Source organism: Lewinella sp., assembly GCF_050633125.1.
Taxonomy (GTDB): domain Bacteria; phylum Bacteroidota; class Bacteroidia; order Chitinophagales; family Saprospiraceae; genus Lewinella.
The window spans coordinates 24,033-41,309 of sequence record NZ_JBOEFX010000026.1 but is presented as its reverse complement, the minus strand read 5'-3'; the positions used below and the strand labels follow the sequence as shown (position 1 = coordinate 41,309).

Sequence of the window (17,277 nt, the reverse complement as noted above, 5' to 3'; positions counted from 1 at the left end):
ACCTATCTAAAAAGTCGATTTATGCTACGTTTTCCCCTTTACAGTTTATTCTTATTGCTACTGGTTGCGGCCTGTACACCTACTGAGGATAGCCCATCGGCTGTCGAGATCAAATCTCCTGATGGGCAGCTGGCCCTAAACTTCGAATTGGATGAGGCAGGGGTAGCAACTTATGCATTGAAGCGAGGTGAAACCGTGGTGATTCCGGCTTCTGGCTTAGGGTTTTCCTTTCAGGATGCTCCAGACTTGAAGGCGGGCTGGAAAATCAGCAAGGCAGTTACTGGTTCTAAAAAAGAGACCTGGGAACAACCTTGGGGAGAGCAGCGAATAGTTGAGAACAACTACCAAGAGGCTCGTATTGATATAGAAGAAACCACCGCACCTATGCGGAAATTTACGCTCGTATTTCGATTGTATGATGATGGTTTGGGCTTTCGCTATGAATTTCCTGAACAAGAAAATATGGGCGAAGTGGTCATTACCGACGAGTATACCGAATTTTCATTAACTGGCGACCCTACTTGCTGGTGGATACCTGGCGATTGGGATATTTACGAGCATTTGTATAACCAGACGAGCTTTAGTGAGATTGATGCGCTGAGCAAGCGAGATCACCCTAATCTGGCGCAGACTTTCATTCCTGAAAATGCGGTGAATACCCCTGTTACCTTGAAAACAGATGATGGCCTTTATCTGAGTTTTCACGAAGCCAACCTCACGGATTATGCGGGTATGACCTTACGGGTAAACAAGGAAGCTAACCGCTTTGAGAGCGCCCTGGTAGCCTGGGCTGATGGAGCTAAGGTAAAGCAAAAAACACCTTTCAATACTCCCTGGCGAACCATTCAGGTAGCTGAGCAAGCGGGTGACCTCATTGAAAGCCGTTTGATTGTGAACCTCAACGAGCCCAATGTACTGGAAGGTGATCAAAGTTGGATCAAACCTTTGAAATATGCAGGGATATGGTGGGAAATGCACTTGAATAAATCGAGCTGGGACAAGGCCAGTGGTAAGCATGGTGCTACCACCGAAAATGCAAAACGATACATTGATTTTTGTGCCGAAAATAGCATCAGTGGCCTATTGGTTGAAGGTTGGAATACGGGGTGGGAGCGCTGGATAGGTTTCCCCGATCGCGAAGGCGTTTTTGACTTTGTGACCCCTTACGATGATTATGACCTGGAAGAAGTGGTGCGTTACGGTAAGGAAAAAGGAGTAGATATCATTATGCACCATGAAACCTCTGCTGCTCCGCGTACCTACGATCAACAACTGGATACAGCTTACACGCTGATGCAAAGCTTGGGTATTCATGCAGTTAAGACGGGCTATGTAGGCCCCATTATTCCGGAAGGAGAACGCCATCACGGACAGTGGATGGTACAGCACTATCGGAGGGTTGTAGAAACGGCCGCGAAGCATCAAGTGGCTATCGATGCGCACGAACCCATCAAAGCCACGGGGCTGCGGCGTACTTATCCCAATATGATGACGCGTGAAGGGCTGCGTGGGCAAGAATTCAACGCTTGGTCATCAGAAGGAGGAAACCCTACTGATCACCTCACTATGGTCGCCTTTACGCGAATGTTGGCAGGGCCAATTGATTATACCCCTGGTATCTTCAATCTGACGATGGAACCTTATAAACCTGATAATCGTGTGAAGCATACATTGGCCCACGAGCTGGCGCTTTATGTAGTTATTTATAGCCCTTTGCAGATGATGTCTGACTTGCCGGAACATGCTTCTGGCCAGCCCGGAATGCAATGGGTACGTGATGTAGCAGTTGATTGGGAGCAAACAAAGGTGCTGAATGGTGAGCCCGGCGACTACGTTACCATTGCTCGTCAGGAACGAGGTGGAGATCGTTGGTTTATCGGTGCTATTACGGATGAAAACCCTCGTGCACTCAGCATTGAGCTTGACTTTCTTGATAGAGACCAAAACTATCGCTTAGTGGTCTACCAGGATGGTAAAGAAGCTCACTGGGAGACGAACCCCACGGCAATGGAGATAGAAGAACGTGAAGTTCGCGGAGGAGATATTCTTGATTTACAGTTGGTCGCTGGTGGAGGTGCAGCCTTGATGTTGGTGCCAATGTAGGTGTAAGTGAAGTTTGATACAGCGCTAGTATACTATAGCTGTATCAAACCTCACGCAGTCCTACGCTAATTTCCCCGCAATAAACGCCGTCGTCCAGGCGGATTGGAAATTGTAGCCGCCAGTGATACCATCAATATCGAGTACTTCGCCAGCGAAGTAAAGATTTTTGCAAACCCTGCTTTGAAGGGTTTTGAAGTCGACATCTTGGAGGCTTACGCCGCCGCAGGTGACAAACTCTTCCTTAAAGGTAGTTTTGCCTTGCACGGCGTATACGTCATTGGTGAGCAGAGAAACGAGCTTGTTAATACCGTTTTTACCGATTTCTCCCCATATTTTGTCTTCTGTTAGCTGCGCTTTAGTAAGCAAAAAGCGCCAGAGCCGCTTGGGGAGGTCGTAGGGAGCCAGATTTCCTGCATTTTTCTTGGGATGCGAACGGGCAATACTTTTTAGGTCGTCACGGACAGTATCGTCATTTCTACTGGCTGTCCAGTTGATTTGTACGTTGAAGCGGTAGTCTTTCTCACTGAGGATGCGCGCACCGTGGGCAGAAAGCTTGAGAATAGCTGGACCACTCATGCCCCAGTGGGTGATCAACAGTGGGCCATCGGCTTTGAGTTTGGTGCCTTGAATATTGGCCAGTGCTGGTTCTACCACTACTCCCATAAGTTCGCGTACCGCTTCGCCGGGCATATTAAAAGTAAATAAGGAAGGGACCGGTTCTTCTATCTTATGGCCTAAGTCCTCCAACCATCTAAGTCCGCTGCGTTTTGGTGAGCCGCCGGTGGCTACAATTACTTTGTCGAATAGTTCCGGAGCCTGCTCCTCTTTGAGAAAACTCAATAACCACTGTTCTTTGTGTTGTTGCAATGCGCTTACACCGTAGCCGGTTTTGATGTTTACCTCCAACCGGCGAGCTTCTTTGAGGAAGCAATCAATGATACTTTGTGAACTTTGAGACTCTGGAAAAACGCAATTGTCTTCTTGTGTGACCAGGGGGACCCCCCGCTGCTCAAACCAGTTCATGGTATCTTGGGTACTGAATACCCGAAAGGCCTTTCTCAGTTGACGTGTGCCCCGGGGGTAAGCTTTGATGAGCTCAGGAATAGCAGTGCAACCATTAGTAACATTACAACGGCCGCCTCCTGATACTTTTACCTTGGCTAAGAGCTTAGATGATTTCTCAAGAATAGTAACCTCCGCTGTCGGATGATTTTCTTTGGCCGCCAAGGCCGCAAAGAAGCCAGCGGCTCCTCCGCCAATAATTGCAACCTTCATGAATACTGTTGAATAGACTTTTAAAAAGCTAAAGGTCTGATTTTTCTGAGGAAAGTACTGCTTCTGGGCTGTACTTTCGGCAATTTAGCAAGTGGGCACAGTGCCCTCAAGGGGGGATAATTGATAAAATTGTCAAGGTTATTTAGGGAAGGTCACAATTATAAAAGGATGGTGTACCTTGTCAAAGGAGGTCGACAAAATCTTTTAAAATCTTGCCTTGGAGGACTATAGTTTAAAATGAATGAAATCAGAATTGTAAATTGCGGAAATGAAGATACAACAAATAATTTGGGCTTGTTTGCCTCTAATGGTTTTGCTAAACGCAATAAATTTAGGAGCCCCAGAAGAGGTCAGGTTTTTCACTTTGAATACATGGCAAGAAGGGACTTCCGTGGAGAATGGATTGCTAAAAATACGTGATATCATTATTGAGACGAATGCTGATATTATTTGTTTCACAGAAGTTAGAAATTATAATAATGAGGATTGGACTACTAAAATAGTAGACGAACTTGAATCAGTAGGACTTGATTATTATCGGGGATATATTGGCGGAGATGTTTCAATAATAAGTAAATTTCCAATCCTATCTTCGTTGTTAGTTTATGAGGGAGAAGGCTCTATTGCCCAATTCAATGTAGAATTGGCTAATCAAAATATTATTGTTGCATGTGCTCATTTAGATTATACCTATTATGCCTGTTACTTGCCTAGAGGATATAATGGAGGAAGTCCTGATTGGGAAATGATTAACAACGGTAGTGGTTCCCCTGATCCAGTAAAAGACATAAATTATATTTTAAACTATAACCTTCTTTCTACTAGAGATGAGCAAATTACGTCCTTTATTAACGCTATAAACAAGGAATCAATTCCTGTCATTTTAATGGGAGATTTTAATGAACCATCACATTTGGATTGGACAGAGAATACTAAAACTATGTTTGATCATAATAATATGGTGATTGAATGGCAAAGTACCCAAACCCTAATGACAAATGGATTTAATGATGCATTTAGAGCGTTTTTCCCGAGTGAAACTAATAACCCAGGAATAACTTGGCCCTCCTATGTTCATGGTATTGGAACTACAACTTGGACTCCCTTAGTGGACGAAAGAGATAGAATAGATTATATATTTTATAAAGGAGAGGGAATAATTCCCACGTTTGCGAGTTTGGTTGGGCCTAAAGAATCATATGCAAACAATGAGATAGACACTTTGTATACATCAACGGAAAATTTTCTTGCTTCAAATTTAGAATGGCCTTCAGACCACAAAGGAGTTTTAGTCACCTTACAGTTTCAAAATTAAGAGCATATTGGGAATTGATCCTTCTGCGTTTTCTGATCTCTGTACCATAGGCACGCGAAGCGAGCCGTATCCCTCTATGGACTTTTGTAGAAAGTCCAGCTTATCTATCTACGTTCTTATAAAGCCTGTTCAACTCCAGGTGCTTTTCCAGCGATCCATTTTCAAAGGGAATCATGTAGAAACCGTAGGAATGGCTACGGTTACCTGTATACTGATATTGCTCTTGTGGCCTTGCCCCCCAGCTATCGTCGCCGCCCACGCCGCGTTGTCCCAGGTCTATATTTAATTGCACCAGGTCTTGCTCTTTGATATCTATCGTATGCTTGCGTTTATTCGACGTTTCATACGCTAGTCCATCGGTCGTATCAAAGTCTTCATTATTCATGTGCAGAGCACTGAATCCAAGGCCCGTATTGTTTTCAGAGACAAACAGAATACCATTGGCAAATTCATCAGCAAGAGCTATCCAGCGGGTGTCCGTTTTATAGCCATTGTCTTGTGGGCGAATGTAGGGTACGTATTGTTCCGCCACTTTTGAGGTGTACAGATCAACAAATGCCGAGGCTTTTCGATCTTGATAGTTTTCCCAAGGCCCTCTTCCAAAATAGCTTAAGTTGTCGAAGGTTCTGGGCATTTGCAGACGCATTCCAATTCTGGGGATATCGCCTTTGTATTCCGTGGGATTCAAAGTGTTCTCAATTTGAACAACGCCATTGCCATAAATGGTATAGACCGAAACAAAGGATGTTTCAACAGCCGGAAGCGTGTAGGTTACCGTCATGGAGACCCTGTTGTTTTCGGAACTGATGATGCTTAAATCGCTTACTTCTAATTGCTGGGAAGCCACCTTCCACCCAATGTTTCGCTCCTCCATGCGGTTCCCGAAATCGTTATCCGTGACGGCTCGCCAAAAGTTGGGCTTGGGTCCTTTCCCATCCTGTAATAATTCCTGGCCTTTGAATTGATAAGACGTAATTCGGCCTTCTTTTTCGCTAAAGACAATGGTGATACTGTCACCGGAAATGGTGATGATCCCCTTGGTGTTTTCAAAAGACAAACTGGCCTCGGATGGGATATTTGTTATTGCTCTTTCGAATTTGCTGCTTAGCGGGAGTTGTTCATGCGCAAGCTCGAAGTTTGCCGGTAAAACACCCCACGGCTTTTGGGTGCTTGCTGCGATTTCCACGAAATACTCGGTGTTTGCTGCAAAGTCGATGTCTGCTAATGGAATACGAATAAGCGTTCCGGTGTGAGGTAGGGTGTTTAAATCTTCGAAATCAAACCGCTTGAGGATTTTCCCATCTGACTTGACCAGCGCCGTAAACTTGAATTGATTAAGATTGGTGAAATCATAGAGGTTTTCCACCAGTACCCTCAATTCATTGTTACGACTGATGCCTTTGCGTTTGAAGTTGATGAATTCATGCGCTTTCTTTACCTCATAGAGCGCCGGTTGGGGCGATCGGTCAGGAAATACAATGCCGTTGTTGAGGAAGGTGTTATCAGTGGGCATATTTTCTCCGTAATCACCACCATAGGCGTAATATCGCTCCCCTTGATCGTTGGTTTTCCAAATGGCTTGATCTACCCAGTCCCAGATAAATCCACCTTGCAGATTATCGTACTGCTCAATGATATCCCAATAGTCCTGGAAGTTTCCAGAGCTGTTGCCCATGGCATGTGCATATTCACTAGGGATAAAGGGCCGGTCTGTTTTAGATCGACCAATTTCTTCGAAGCGGGCCGGAGAAGGGTATTGGGGTACAATAATATCCGTATTACTTTCCATGTCGTATAAACTGCCGTCATGCGCTTTATAAGTGCGTTCATACTGGACTGGCCGCTTGCTACTGTCATGTGCTTTGATGGCATCATAGCCGTTGAAAAAAACCACCCCGTTTCCGGCTTCATTACCCATCGACCAAATAATGACCGATGGATGATTGCGGTCACGTTTTACCATGCGGACCATCCGGTCTACATGCGCTTTTTCCCAACTCGGTTTCTTGGCCAAAGTATGCTCGCCATAGTACATGCCATGCGATTCTATATTGGCTTCATCCACAACATAGATGCCGTAGCTATCACATAGCTCATAAAATCGTCTTCCTCGGGGATAATGGGCCAGGCGGACGGCGTTAATGTTGTTTTCTTTCCAAAGCAGAATATCTTTTCGCATCAATTCCTCTGACATCACATGCCCTGTTTCCGGGTCAGCTTCGTGTGCGTTCACACCTTTCAGGGTGATACGCTGGCCGTTGACTAAAAGCAAGCCATTTTTAATTTCGACAGACCGAAAGCCCACTTTTGTGGACGTAGTTTCCAGTAAATGGCCTTCCTGGTCTAGAGTCTCCAGAATCAGCGTGTATAAATTTGGATGTTCAGCACTCCATTGTTTTACATTTGGTATGGTCATGCTAAAATTCGTAGAACGATTTTCTGAATTATTGATGGATAGCGTGGTACTGTTAGCAGCGATGCTGTTTTCGTCGCTATCCAATAGTTGATAAGACAGCGTGATGGTTTTGTCCTCAAGAAGGTGGCTTTTCAAATCTATGTCAAGGGAGAATTCACCATCTTGATAAGCTTCATCTAAAGTGGACTTCACTTCAAAATCCTGAATCCGAACCTTAGGCTGCCCATAGATAAAAACATCGCGCTCAATGCCACTAATTCGCCAAAAATCCTGGCACTCCAAATAGGAGCCATCGGTCCAGCGAAAGACCTGAAGGGCTATGGTATTGGTGCCTGCTTTAACGGCTTTGGTGATGTTGAATTCGGCGGGTAGCTTGCTGCCCTGAGAATAACCAATATACGCTCCGTTTACCCACACAAAGCCACCAGATTTCATGGCTCCGATATGCAAAAGTATTTCCTTGTCGCCCCAAGTTTCATCCAGGGTAAACGTTCTCATATAAGAGCCAACAGGGTTATAGTTGTCTGGAACATCTCCTGGATTTTTAGGGTAAATCCTGTCCGTGAATTCCATATCATCAGCCACGGGAGCCTTGTAATCGGCAAACTCATATTGATGGTTCACATAAATAGGCACACCAAAGCCTTCAACTTCCCAGTTGGAGGGCACATTAATGTCCTCCCAGCTTGCCGTCTCCGAAATGGCCTTCATAAAAGATACCGGGCGATCATTAGGGTCTCTGACCCAATTGAATTTCCAGGTGCCATTTAAAGACTGGTAGTATCCAGGCTTGTTGGTTTGCCGCTCCTCAACGGTAGAAAAGGAAGAAAACGAAGCGTGGGCAGCCATTTTATGTTCGCCCACCATAAGCTCATTTTCAATGTAGTCCTTGTAATCAGCAATAGGGTCATTGCCCTGGCCGTAAAGTGAGACAGACAACAAGAGTAAGGTTAGGGCCAAATAGAAACGGTTTGTCATTTGATGTGCCTGGCTTTGTGAGATCTCAATGTACGAATTTCAGAAGTTTTGATTATTGGGTTATAGCCATTGATGAGTTGGTAACTGTAAATGAGACCGAAGGTAACAGATCAGGTAGGCCTTCCGGCGATGCCCTTCTGGGGGGGACATCATTAATTCAGCTTTTATCACTCGTGGCGCTTTAGTATTTTCGTGCTGTTCCTTACTTTAAAGCCACAAAAAGAAAATGATGATAAAACAAATCTACCTAATCATAAACTTGGCGCTCCTCTGGGGCTACCTGGGCGCACAGGACTTTACCAATTCCTCGTGGCATATTCCCGCCACCGATATTGACCCCAACCATTATTTTGGTATCACCGTGGCGAATGGTGTCGTGGGCCTGGTATCTTCGCCAGAGCCGATGAAGGTGCAGGATGTCGTCCTCAATGGCGTCTACGATTACTACCAGCGTGGTCGTGTCTCCAACATCCTCAAGACCTTCAACCACATGAACCTGGACCTCGATATTGATGGCCGCCGGATCGGCAGGGCAGATATCAGCAATTTTGCCCAGGTGTTGGATATGAAGAAAGCCCAACTCGTGACCACCTTTACCGTGGGCAGCGACCTGGAGATCACTCACCGCCTGATGTCGCTCCGGCACCTGCCCTACACGGCCATGAGCATTGTAGAGGTGAAAGCCAAGCGCAATTTGGAAATTACCGCCAGCAGCACCATCGAAGCGCCCGATCATTTAGGAGATGTTCGTAACTATTACGCCGAAATTGATCGGCCCCACGTAATGGTACCGCTGATGACTTCGGTGGCGAATAGCCCTTCAGGGAAGCAAAAAGTGGCAGCGTCAGTGAGTTTTATCTTCGAAGAGGAGCATGGCCATGAGCCTGACCTGATCCATGAGGATTGGGATTACAACCGGCACCTTACCAAATTTAGGAAACCACTCAAGGCTGGCGAAAGCTATTCTTTCAGTGTGGTGGGGTCTACCTGCGCCAGCCGTCAGTTTGAAGATCCCCACAACGAGGCCGAACGCCTCACCATCTTTGCTGCACTTGAAGGCAAAGACCGCCTACTCATGCGCCACCAGCAAGCATGGGACAGGCTATGGGAGAGCGACATCATCATCGAAGGAGATTTGCGCGCCCAGCGGGCCGTGCGTTCTGCCTTGTATCACTTGTACTCTTTTGCCCGCGCGGGTACTTCCTACAGCCTTTCGCCTATGGGCCTTTCTGGCTTAGGCTACAATGGCCACGTATTTTGGGACACTGAAATTTGGATGTACCCCCCTATTCTAGCTATGCAACCCGCTATGGCAGAATCATTGATGGAATATCGTTACGATCGCTTGGGAGCAGCTCAGCAAAACGCTTTTTCGCACGGCTATGAAGGGGCTATGTATCCTTGGGAGTCGGCGGATGATGGAACAGAGGACACCCCGGTTTGGGCACTTACCGGCCCCTTTCAGCACCATATTTCTGGCGATGTGTCCTGGGCCTGTTGGAAATACTACCAAGTGACGGGCGATAAGGAATGGCTGCGTGAGCGGGGCTGGCCCATCATGAAATCTGTTGCCGATTTCTGGACCAGCCGGGTGGAACGCAATGGCCCCGGACAGTATGATATCAAAAATGTCATTGGTGCCAATGAGTGGCTGGAGAACATCGATAACAACGCTTACACCAACGGTATGGCCATTACCGTCCTTCGATACACGACCCAAGCTGCTACTGAGTTGGGGCTTACGCCTGACCCCGATTGGGCACATGTCGCTGATAATATTCCCATCGTCCAGTTTCCGGACGGGACAACCCGCGAAAATGACACCTACGCAGGTGAAATCATCAAGCAGGCCGACGCCAACTTACTAGCCTATCCCATGAAAATTGTTCAGGGTGAAAAACGAATTCGTCAGGATTTAGCCTATTATGAACCCAAAATGGCGCCAGATGGCCCAGCCATGTCTGTAGCTGTTTTAGCAACGCTTTACGCACGCCTTGGCGAACCAGAAGAAGCTTACCGTTTGTTTAATAAAAGCTATCAACCCAACGAGGTGCCTCCCTTTGGGGTGCTGGCAGAAACTGCTGGTGGTACCAATCCTTATTTTGCTACCGGTGCAGGAGGAATGTTACAAACGGTATTGTTTGGTTTTGGTGGCCTGGAGATTACGGATGAAGGGATCATTCAAGGTAAAGGCCATTTGCCTAAGGCATGGAAGTCATTGACCATTACCGGCGTAGGCCGTGACCGGCAAACATTTAAAGTCGAGTAAGGCGCTATTTCTTTAAAAAAAAGAACGCCAACTCACGAAAATATCGGAGTTGGCGTTCCACATCTAAACGTCTGGTATAAAATTCTTAAGCGCTTAGTCCTCGAAGCCCAAGGCTCGTAAGGCATCTTCATCTTCTTCGGTGGCAATAACTTTAAGGATATCACCTGTGCGTGAGCAATTGCCACAAAAGCCAGGGTGTTCAACTTCCTCAAAGTCTAGCTCGAAGCTAAGAATGGTAATGCCATCAGCACTGAGGAGGTCAACAATTCGTTGGCCCCAATCTTCGGCACTCTCGTCGCCGAGGTCATAGGTGCTACCACAAATGACAATAGCATGGAGCTCTAAGGCTATGCTGTTAGGAGGTGCAGGCAGTATCGTGACATCTTCTTTGTCACAGGCAAAAGCAAGAAAGGAAAGGCATAAAATGCCGATGAGGTTACGCATGATCATTAGGTTTATAGGGTTTGTAAATGAACAAAGAACTTACACCTGGTAAGACAGTAATGGCGGAACCAGGCGTTGGGTGAGCAAAAGTGAAGATTGTGTTAAAAAAATCGGAAAATTAGCTGGACTTTCGACATCACCCTAGGTGGGTATGGTCTATTCCGTGCATCTGCAATAAAAAGCAACCTTCCCAGTTTGATCATGGGCCATGCCTTCTCCCGTCCCGACTTTTCTAGTCGAAACGGGATCGGCACCAGGCTATTCGCTCTTTCCGCTCCTTAGGGGCGGTTTCAAACCCGACCCTAAGGAGCGGAACCGCTGCTATCCTTTGTCTCTGCGCGCTCCGCTTACCGAGCTTCGGCCTGCTGGCCTGCGCACTAGTTTTGGGTTATTATCTATTAGTGTGGAGGCCGTATATTAGGGAACTCCTCGCATGTAAGTAGCGTTGAGGAATCGATTAAATTATCAGAAAGATGGAAACCACTACGATCGTTCAGCATTTGAAAAAGCTGGAAAAAGAGCGAGGAATAAGAATTCTACTAGCGGTAGAAAGCGGTAGTCGGGCTTGGGGCTGTGCCTCTCCCGATAGTGATTATGATGTACGTATTATCTATGTACGGAAGCCTGAGTGGTACCTCTCTATCAACGAAGGAAAAGATAATATTGACTATTTTGAAGGAAAGCTACTAGATGTAAGTGGCTGGGATATCCGCAAAGCATTGCGTTTGTTGGCAGGGTCCAATGCTACGCCTTTTGAGTGGGCACAATCACCTGTTGTCTACATGGAGGTACCCGGTTTTCGGGAAGAATTACTGACTTTTGCACGTGCGTATTTTCGGCCAGTAAACGCATTGAACCATTATCGAGGCATTGCTCACAATAGCTTGGCGGTAAAGGACGGTGAGGAGATGAAACTTAAAAAAATGTTTTATGTTATCCGCCCTGTTTTGGCTGCGCAGTGGATTGCTCGAAAAAGGACGGTGCCACCGATGCACTTGGAAGGTTTACTGGGGATTGTAGCTGAAGCCAACATCAAAACCATGATAAAGGATTTGATTGTAAGAAAGGCAACAGTGAATGAAGATTACCACTATGTACCCGATCCAAGCTTGGTAGCTTTTCTGATGGAAAAATTAGAAGAAGTGAAAAATATCGAATTGCCAAAGTCTCCTCTGATGGATAAGGAACCCTTGAATGTGTTTTTTCGAGAGGTTCTAACAAATACCTGGAAATGACCATTGATGAATTGAAAGAACGAGGGTTGATTGTCTATGAATGCATCTCAGGAAGCAAGGCTTACGGATTGGACGTGCCTGGCTCTGATACAGATATAAAGGGCGTATTTGTATTGCCTCAGAGAGATTTCTATAGCTTTGAATATCTACCACAGGTTGCTGATGCTACAAATGATACTGTTTATTATGAATTAGGTCGCTTTTTGGAATTACTCAAAAAGAATAATCCTAATATGCTGGAAATGCTGGGTACACCACCAACGAAGGTGTTATTCCGGCACCCCTTGTTGAATGACTTACATCCTGAGCTGTTTCTATCTAAGCGCTGCAAGGATACTTTTGGTGGTTTTGCGTTTACGCAAATCAAAAAAGCACGAGGATTGAACAAGAAAATCGTTAATCCAGTGGACAAAAAACGTAAGACGATTCTGGCCTTTTGCTATGTTTTGCATGGGCAGGGTTCCTTGTCGTTGGAGCAATGGTTGGTGAAGAATAACCTAAGGCAAGAGCAGTGTGGACTGGTTCGTGTTCCGCACGCAAAGGATATTTATGGATTGTTTGTAGGAGACGAATATCAAGGTATTCTAAAGAAAGAAAATGCTACCTCTGTTCGGTTGAGTAGCATTCCCAAAGGAGAGGTGCCCCGAGCATACCTTTATTTCAATAAAGATGGCTATGCTACCTATTGCAAAGATTATCGAGACTATTGGGCGTGGGTAGAAAAGCGTAACGATGCTCGTTATGAGAACAATATAGAGCACGGAAAAAACTATGATGCTAAGAATATGATGCACACTTTTCGCCTGTTGGATATGGCAGTGGAGATATTGGAGAAAGGAGAAGTGATTGTAGAACGTCCCAACCGGGAAGAATTACTGGTGATCCGGTCAGGTGAATGGGAATACGACGCATTGATTGAGCGCGCGCACAAAAAAATGGAGGAGGTCACTGCTGCTTACAAAACGAGCACGCTCCCTGAACAACCCGATGAAGCCGCTATTAACACTTTGCTAGTAGAACTCCGGAGCGCATTTTATCAGGTGACTCCGTGGAAATTAGAAGAATAGAGAATGCTAAGGATCCAAACATTTACCAGAAAAGAGATCGTAGCCTATCTGGATGATTTGGCGCAACTGAGGATCTCTGTATTTCGGGAATATCCCTATTTGTACGATGGCTCTCTCGATTACGAAAAGGAATACCTGCAAACTTTTTTGGAGGCAAAAGACGGTATTGTAGTTGCCGCATTTGATAAAAATCAAGTCGTAGGTATATCCACAGGGTTACCCCTTGCGCAGGAGCCCGCATCCGTAATTGGGCAATGGGCTACAGAAGACGTAGCTAGCATCTATTACTTTAGTGAGTCTGTACTAGATCGCGATTATCGGGGGCAAGGCATCGGCGTGCAATTTTTTCAAACTCGTGAGGCCTGGGCTCGTGAGTTGGGCTTTCGTCAAGCTGTGTTTTGTGGGGTCGTTCGCCCGGATAATCATTTGCTAAAACCTGTAGACTACCTGCCGTTGGATCAGTTTTGGCAAAAGCGCGGGTTTACTAAAAAAGAGGGCTATTTTGCCGAAATGAGCTGGCTGGATATTGGGGGCGAGGAGGAAACGACCAAAATTTTGCAGTATTGGTGGAAAGCTTTGTAAGACGATTTTTCGTTCAGTAGTAAAGGTACTTTGGGACCTAAAACAGCGCCGCGCTATCAGTATTACCTGATAACGCGGCGCTGTTTTAGGTGGCTTACAACTAGTTGAGGTAAACAGAATGAGCCCTCAATAGCAGTAATAACCCTATACCAAGTACAAAGTACTTCGTACCAAATACCTTAACCTTTACTCCCCGCGGCCCATAAATTTCCGGATACCGGCAAATAGGCCAACTACTGCGAGGGCCACGAGCTTCCATGCTTTTAATAGGAAGATGCCAATAGAGGCAAGTAGACCTGTTTTCAAGAGTACTTTACCGGCAATTAATCCGCCGATGCCGTAGGCTGCTAGACGATCTACACCAGGGCGATAATCGGCATAGCGCTGACCAGGCTCAAATTCCACACCCGCTAGAATACCATTAATGTTCTCTTTGATCTCTGGTAGGAGTTCCATCTCACCAATGGCATTCAGTACGAGGTAGCCTTCTCGGCCCAGAACCCGAATACTGTAGTTGAGTGTATTGGTTTCCATGTCGTCAAAATTCAGCTCCATAGCCCAGTGCAGTTTTTTGGTCGCTTCATCGTAAAAAGGTGGGCTGCCCCAGCCGACCATTCGCACAGTACCATATCCTTGTTCTTCTCGATATTCGCTTTCGGCTGCGGTATCCTCAATGAGGCTTTCCAGGAGTTCATCGTAATCAATGTCTTTGGCATCATCATCGGCTACGTGCCCTTCGTCAGCATAGGTAATGTTGATTCCGTAACCACCAAGGTCATTGAGCCCACCTTCAAGGGGGAAAAGCATTCCGAGTGATGGCTCTGAAGAAGGTGGGTTACCCCAGATGTCTGTCAAAATCATTTCTGCATCAGCCGGACCTACGTATTTGAAACCAGCAGGTACTTTGAGAATAGCGAGATCCTCACCAAGAAGCACTGTATCTGTACGATAATCAATGGTCTGTGCAACACTGTCGAGGTAAGCTTGATAGAGCGCGAGATAAAAGGCATCCTGTTCTGCTTCTGATAGATTCAGGCTGTCTGTTTCGGCGCTTGCCCATAAAGCAGGGGCCGTTCCCAGGAAGAGGAATAGTAATAAATAACGCATGAATAGGGTTGGTTTTTAAGTGAGACTGCCTAAAATTTAGACAATCTCAGTGTCAGAGAAAGAGTTTTGTTGGTTAATAGTACGAAAATAGCAGGAAAATAGTTCCTTAGAGCTTGTTTCGCAGTAGGAATAAGTCCCAATCCCTATGACTGACGGCTCTTACACCCTTACACTTTTCCACCCTTACCCCTTCAGTTTTACCATTGTCAGAATAGTAGCAATCGCTACCGTCTCATTGGTTTCGTCATAAACTTCTACCAACCATTTTACGATGCCTTTGCGGTAATCTTCGTCGTCACGTTTTTGCTGCTCGATCTTTTCCTTGGCGGTAAGGTAAACACCAATAGTCATGCCGGGGTAGACGGGCTTGGTAAAGCGACAAGTCTCCAGGCCATAGTTCAGTAAAACAGGCCCTTTGCGAGGCTCCACGAAGAGTCCGGCAGCCTTACTCAGCACCCAGTAGCCGTGGGCTACCTTCTGTTCAAAAGGGGTGCCTTCCAGCGAGGTAGCATCTACGTGAGCGTAAAAACGGTCGCCGGTGAGGTTGGCAAAATTACCAATGTCGTTTTCGGTAACGGTATGCTTGGCCGTAGTGATCGTGTCACCAATTTTGATGTCCTGAAAATGTTTGCGAAACGGGTGGATATCACTCTCCGTACGGGCAGCGCCAGGCTGGTATTGTTGGGTTACCTGCGTGAGCATGGTAGGGTGCCCTTGGAGGGCTACCGTTTGCAAATAATGCTTAACTGACCGAATTCCACCCAGTTCCTGGCCACCGCCGGCCCGCCCCGGCCCGCCGTGGTTCATCAGCGGCATAGGTGATCCGTGGCCGGTGCTCTCGGGCGCACTTTCGCGGTTGAGGATCAGTATCCGACCGTGCTGCGCGCCAGCACCCAAAAGGTACTCCTGCGCCGTGTGGGCATCGTAGGTACAGATGGTACTTACCAGCGAACCTTTGCCCAGGTTGGCCAACGCAATAGCATCGCCCAATTCGCGATAGGGGAGGAGTGTGCTCACCGGACCAAATGCCTCTATATCATGCGTAGCAGTCTGCTCGAAAGGTTGGTCATTGCGTAGCAAAATTGGCGTACAAAAAGCACCCTTTTCGCGGTCGCCGGATACTTCGAAATCATCCAGTTGTCCGTAAACCAAATTACTGGATTTCAACAACTGCTGTACTCGTTCTTTGACGACTTGCTGCTGTTTTTTACTTACCAGCGCGCCCATACGTACCCCCTCGTTGCGAGGGTCGCCAATCGTTGTCTTTGCCAGTTGTTGACCTAGTGCTATTTGTACGTCTTCAATGTATTCTTCTGGGACAATAATCCGGCGAATAGCCGTACATTTCTGTCCTGCTTTGGTGGTCATTTCGCGGCGAACTTCCTTGATGAAGAGACTAAATTCTTCAGTACCAGGAGCCGCGTCTTTGCCCAATATTGCAGCGTTTAAGCTATCGGCTTCCATGTTGAAAGGAACGGCCTCGTTCGTAATTCGTGGCATACCTTTGAGCTTTCGTCCGGTAGCCGCAGACCCCGTAAAGGTGACAACATCCTGGCTGTCCACAGTATCCAAAATACCTACACCTGAGCCCTGCACGAGTTGCAGACTCCCTTCGGGTAAAATGCCCGAAGCAATGATATCGCGTACCATCGATTCTGTAAGAAAACTGGTGATTTCAGAAGGCTTGACCACCGCTGGCATGCCTGCCAATAAATTGACGGCTACTTTCTCCAGCATTCCCCAAATAGGGAAGTTGAACGCATTGATATGGATCGCTACGCCCTGGCGAGGAACCATCACGTGGGTACCAATAAACGTCCCCTCCGTAGAAAGGCGAGCTGCTTCACCATCAACGTACCAACGTTGATCACCAAGCTGCCGACGCATACTGGCGTAAGCAAACAAAGTACCAATACCACCTTCAATATCTACCCAACTGTCGCCTTTGGTAGCACCGGTTTGATAACTCAGTGGATAGTATTTCTTGCGTAAATCATTGAGGTGCATGGCCAGCTTCTTCAGCATCAAACCCCGCTCGCGGAAACTCATCTTGCGCAGCGCCGGGCCACCTGTCTTGCGAGCGTAATCGAGAATGTCACCAAACTCCAGGCCTGCAGTAGAACAACTGCCGATCACTTCACCCGTCGAGGCATCAAATTGCGTAAACTCTTCCTGACTGGGGCCTACCCATTTGCCCTCGATATAGTGCTGTAACTGCATATTGTTGATGATTTACGAACGTTCGTTCGCAAAGATAAGCGGTTTTTATGGTTTGTGGAACAAGTGTTGCGGAAGAATGACTTTCTAAAGAAAAAAGTACGCTGGGTTTTATTTTGCTTTGGGGCTGTAGCTACGCTGCGCTGGCTACCACTTGCTCCACATATTAGTGCTTGCTGCGCTGCACTATTTCGATGAAAGATCGGAACAAGCTCATCCTTCTTAGTCCCTCCGGGCTTCGGGCTTCAGGCTCCGCCTTGCGCACTAAC

General features: G+C 46.6%; 11 protein-coding genes. 6 read left to right on the top strand and 5 right to left on the bottom strand.

Features of this window, described 5'->3' with window-relative positions:
* Window positions 1-21 precede the first annotated feature (21 nt).
* Window positions 22-2,103: a glycoside hydrolase family 97 protein gene (locus ACRBG0_RS08040; protein WP_431486391.1), complete on the top strand. Its 2,082-nt coding sequence runs from the start codon at window positions 22-24 to the stop codon at window positions 2,101-2,103.
* A gap of 60 nt (window positions 2,104-2,163) precedes the next feature.
* Here the strand turns inward: ACRBG0_RS08040 and ACRBG0_RS08035 are convergent, their stop codons facing one another.
* Window positions 2,164-3,378 carry an NAD(P)/FAD-dependent oxidoreductase gene (locus ACRBG0_RS08035; protein WP_431486390.1) on the bottom strand — a complete coding sequence of 405 codons (1,215 nt, stop codon included), beginning with the start codon at window positions 3,376-3,378 and terminating at the stop codon, window positions 2,164-2,166.
* A 268-nt stretch (window positions 3,379-3,646) separates the two neighbouring features.
* Between ACRBG0_RS08035 and ACRBG0_RS08030 the strand changes: the two genes are divergently transcribed.
* Entirely contained in the window at window positions 3,647-4,693 is a 1,047-nt protein-coding gene (locus ACRBG0_RS08030; protein ID WP_431486389.1) for an endonuclease/exonuclease/phosphatase family protein, read from the top strand.
* Window positions 4,694-4,793: 100 nt separating this feature from the next.
* On the opposite strand, the gene ACRBG0_RS08025 is transcribed toward ACRBG0_RS08030, so the two are convergent.
* Entirely contained in the window at window positions 4,794-8,087 is a 3,294-nt protein-coding gene (locus tag ACRBG0_RS08025) for a glycoside hydrolase family 2 TIM barrel-domain containing protein (protein ID WP_431486388.1), read from the bottom strand.
* A gap of 229 nt (window positions 8,088-8,316) precedes the next feature.
* Between ACRBG0_RS08025 and ACRBG0_RS08020 the strand changes: the two genes are divergently transcribed.
* A complete protein-coding gene (locus ACRBG0_RS08020; protein WP_431486387.1) occupies window positions 8,317-10,356 on the top strand; it encodes a glycoside hydrolase family 65 protein in 2,040 nt (679 codons plus the stop codon).
* A gap of 93 nt (window positions 10,357-10,449) precedes the next feature.
* On the opposite strand, the gene ACRBG0_RS08015 is transcribed toward ACRBG0_RS08020, so the two are convergent.
* Entirely contained in the window at window positions 10,450-10,800 is a 351-nt protein-coding gene (locus ACRBG0_RS08015; protein ID WP_431486386.1) for a hypothetical protein, read from the bottom strand.
* Window positions 10,801-11,273: 473 nt separating this feature from the next.
* Between ACRBG0_RS08015 and ACRBG0_RS08010 the strand changes: the two genes are divergently transcribed.
* The 3 genes from ACRBG0_RS08010 to ACRBG0_RS08000 are packed head-to-tail and all read left to right on the top strand — an operon-like array spanning window position 11,274 to window position 13,684.
* Entirely contained in the window at window positions 11,274-12,035 is a 762-nt protein-coding gene (locus tag ACRBG0_RS08010; RefSeq protein ID WP_431486385.1) for a nucleotidyltransferase domain-containing protein, read from the top strand.
* Window positions 12,032-13,102 carry a nucleotidyltransferase domain-containing protein gene (locus ACRBG0_RS08005; RefSeq protein ID WP_431486384.1) on the top strand — a complete coding sequence of 357 codons (1,071 nt, stop codon included), beginning with the start codon at window positions 12,032-12,034 and terminating at the stop codon, window positions 13,100-13,102. Before ACRBG0_RS08010 ends, ACRBG0_RS08005 begins: the two co-directional genes overlap by 4 nt.
* Window positions 13,103-13,105: 3 nt before the next feature.
* Window positions 13,106-13,684, top strand: a complete 579-nt coding sequence (locus ACRBG0_RS08000; RefSeq protein WP_431486383.1) for a GNAT family N-acetyltransferase — start codon at window positions 13,106-13,108, stop codon at window positions 13,682-13,684.
* Window positions 13,685-13,870: 186 nt separating this feature from the next.
* On the opposite strand, the gene ACRBG0_RS07995 is transcribed toward ACRBG0_RS08000, so the two are convergent.
* Together ACRBG0_RS07995 and paaZ are read right to left on the bottom strand one after the other, a co-directional pair.
* Window positions 13,871-14,791 (bottom strand): DUF2167 domain-containing protein, encoded by a 921-nt coding sequence (locus ACRBG0_RS07995; protein ID WP_431486382.1) that lies wholly within the window; start codon window positions 14,789-14,791, stop codon window positions 13,871-13,873.
* A gap of 183 nt (window positions 14,792-14,974) precedes the next feature.
* The gene (gene paaZ / locus ACRBG0_RS07990; RefSeq protein ID WP_431486381.1) at window positions 14,975-17,011 is read right to left on the bottom strand and encodes a phenylacetic acid degradation bifunctional protein PaaZ; all 2,037 of its coding nucleotides are present in this window, start codon (window positions 17,009-17,011) and stop codon (window positions 14,975-14,977) included.
* Window positions 17,012-17,277: the final 266 nt, after the last annotated feature.